Raw genomic sequence first — 1,905 nt, forward strand, 5'->3', positions numbered from 1 at the left:
TTCCCCTCAGCGCCAGCGGCAGGGCACAATTTCAGGCCAAATGCTCAAAAGTCCATTCTGAAGCAAAGACTTACTTAAACTTGTTGAGCCTTATGCTGCTATTGGTGTCAGCAACCATTGGCATGCGCCGAATGTCGACCAGCAGATGATCGAGGTTTTGCAGAGATGACACCCGCAATTCGAGGATAAAATCAAATGCGCCGTTCGACGAGGTAATGGCTTCAACGCCGGCCAGTTTTGCAAATTGGGCAACAACACTTCGACTGTCACCTGGCTTTAGCTTGACCAGCACCAATGCATCAATCAATGCACCATTTGCTTGGTCTCCCAATTCAATAGTGAAGCGAGTGATCGCTCCTGAAGCCTTTAGTTTGTCAATTCGGTTTTGAACCGTTGGTCGCGACACACCCAAGTCTCTGGCCAGTTCGCTGGCCGGACGCCGCGCGTCTAAACTCAAAAGCCTTATCAGCTCTCTATCTGTTTCATCCATCAAGAACACTCACAATTCGAAAGAATGAATGACTTATCGCAAGTATTATTTCTAATTGGAATGTTTTTCTGTCTTTTTGGCAACAGCCTTCGATGCAACATTGAGCTTACGCTTTGAATGGATTGCAGTATGAAAGTCACCGTTTGTCAATTAGACCCTCGCCCCACACAATTGGACGCACAATTGTCTGCACTCGCAAAACACGTTGAAATGCAACAAAGTGATTTCTTGCTGCTGCCAGAAATGTGTTTTGCCGATTGGCTTGCGGCCGAACAGCAACCTGATGCCAAGAAGTGGGCGCATGCGGTCAATGAACATGCGCGGCACATTGCAGATTTGTCGAAACTGGGCGCACAGAGCGTTTTGGGCACCCGCCCCATCGTTAAAGAAAACGGCAGCCGCCGAAATGAAGCTTATATTTGGTCGCAACAAGATGGCGCTGCGCCGCTGCATGAAAAATACTATCTGCCAGACGAACCAGGCTATTGGGAAAACACTTGGTATGATCGGGGCGAAAAAAGCTTTGAAATTGGCCGAACTTTGGGCATGCGACTTGGTGTTCAGATATGCACAGAGATGTGGTTTTTTGAATGGGCACGGCATTATGCAGCTTCACGCGCTGACCTTTTGTGCGTACCGCGCGCAACCCCGCATGGTTCGGTAGAAAAGTGGCTGGCTGGCGGACAAACAGCTGCGGTATGTTCGGGTGCTTATTGTTTATCATCAAACTTGTGGGCACCCGAAGGGGCATCGCCCAACGCGGGTGGTCTTGGATGGGTCGTTGATCCAGAAGGCAATATATTGGCCACAACCGACCCACAAACACCATTTGCTACAGTGGAGATAAATTTGGAATTCGCCCGCCAAAGCAAGGCAACTTATCCCCGATACGTGCCTGAATAGGGAGATATGATAGAAGAAGGGGCGCATATGAGCATGATCAAGCTTGGACCCGTTTGCTGTTGTCGGAACACAAAAAAGTTGCGGTGCGCAATATTTTGACTGACCTCATTGAGCTGAAAATCACAAAAAATCACCAGTAAGCTGCGCCAATCTATCCCCGTCCCCTCTTCCTTCCCCTACAATCTTGTCAGCTTTTTTCGAAGACCCAAGCGAACAGCGGACGCGGTGTTGGGGTTGAGTGGTGACACTTAGAAAAAGTGGGTCAAAGGGCAACTGGTCGCAGTTGCTCGCTTGGCAAGCATAAATCCAGCCTGACACCGAAGGCAGCTTATTAGCCGTTTGGTGAGTATTGTTTCTCACCTTCACCTTTAAACGGGTGATCATCAAATGATCAATGGCGATCAAAACAGTTTTGATGGAACGCTGAGCAAGGGGATAGAAGGGTTTAGCACCTCGGGGTATTTCAGTTTTAAGGCAAAAGCCATTTCACGCGAGGCGTTTAACGTCTCATT

2 protein-coding genes are annotated in these 1,905 nt (G+C 48.7%); one reads left to right on the forward strand and one right to left on the reverse strand.

Translation table 11 applies throughout. From position 1 onward, the window contains the following. Positions 1-70: 70 nt before the first annotated feature. Entirely contained in the window at positions 71-490 is a 420-nt protein-coding gene (locus Q0231_RS09180; protein ID WP_269392260.1) for an Lrp/AsnC family transcriptional regulator, read from the reverse strand. Positions 491-619: 129 nt separating this feature from the next. On the opposite strand from Q0231_RS09180, the gene Q0231_RS09185 reads away from it, so the two are divergent. Next, a complete protein-coding gene (locus Q0231_RS09185; protein WP_299347287.1) occupies positions 620-1,393 on the forward strand; it encodes a carbon-nitrogen hydrolase family protein in 774 nt (257 codons plus the stop codon). Positions 1,394-1,905 lie beyond the last annotated feature (512 nt).

The sequence above is a fragment of the uncultured Maritalea sp. genome, assembly GCF_937139385.1.
GTDB classification, from domain to species: domain Bacteria; phylum Pseudomonadota; class Alphaproteobacteria; order Rhizobiales; family Devosiaceae; genus Maritalea; species Maritalea porphyrae_A.

Coding starts and splice junctions, on each gene's coding strand:
- Q0231_RS09185 (WP_299347287.1), top strand. CDS start 620: ATGAAAGTCACCGTTTGTCAATTAGACCCTCGCCCCACACAATTGGAC.
- Q0231_RS09180 (WP_269392260.1), bottom strand. CDS start 490: ATGGATGAAACAGATAGAGAGCTGATAAGGCTTTTGAGTTTAGACGCG.